General features: G+C 47.4%; 1 protein-coding gene. It reads left to right on the plus strand.

Translation table 11 applies throughout. From position 1 onward, the window contains the following. Positions 1-372, plus strand: a 372-nt coding sequence (locus ACTRWF_RS19645) for a transposase (protein ID WP_462558627.1), incomplete at its 5' end; no start/stop codon positions are given. Positions 373-702 lie beyond the last annotated feature (330 nt).

A 702-nucleotide genomic window follows, 5' to 3' on the forward strand; every position in this document is an offset into this window, starting at 1 on the left:
TATTTGGGCTTGGTACCGAGTGAACAATCATCAGGTGGAAAGCGACACTTAGGAGCCATTACTAAAGCGGGAAATGGTCGAGCAAGGCGTTTACTAATTGAGGGGGCGCATAGCTATCGTTATCCGGCTAATGTCTCTACTGAATTACAGTTGAGGCAGGAAGGCTTACCTAAAGACATCGTCGATATCGCTTGGAAAGCACAGCTGCGTCTTTGCAAACGCTATCAGCGTATGAGTAAAAAGGGTAAACACTACAACTTGATCATTACCGCGATTGCTCGAGAAATGGCTGCATACATCTGGGCTATCGCAAAAGAAGTGGTTCTCACACCAGTTAATCCCAAGCTGAGACTAAGCCGAGTACCTGCATGATAAACGAGTTTGAGCTAACGCATTCGGATCAGGCCGCGGGATGTGGCACAACCTACGAGGGCGTTATGATGGCAACAACCTAACGGTTGTTGAACCACGAGCCTAGACTGATGAGAAAGGCTGAGCGGTCACCGGGCTACGGCGGAACATGTAAGGTCAGCACTGCTCATTCAACGAATGAGTAACCTACGAATACCAGCATAACAACCGACGACATTACTGCCTCATCCGGTGCGTTAGCTCATTTATTTAGAGCAAGAAAACAGCTAATTATGGACCGAAAAAATGTCAGGGAGACACTCGGTTTTTATTGACAAGGGGAGTCATACC

It is taken from the genome of Alteromonas sp. G5_S2_22_S1 (assembly GCF_054968525.1).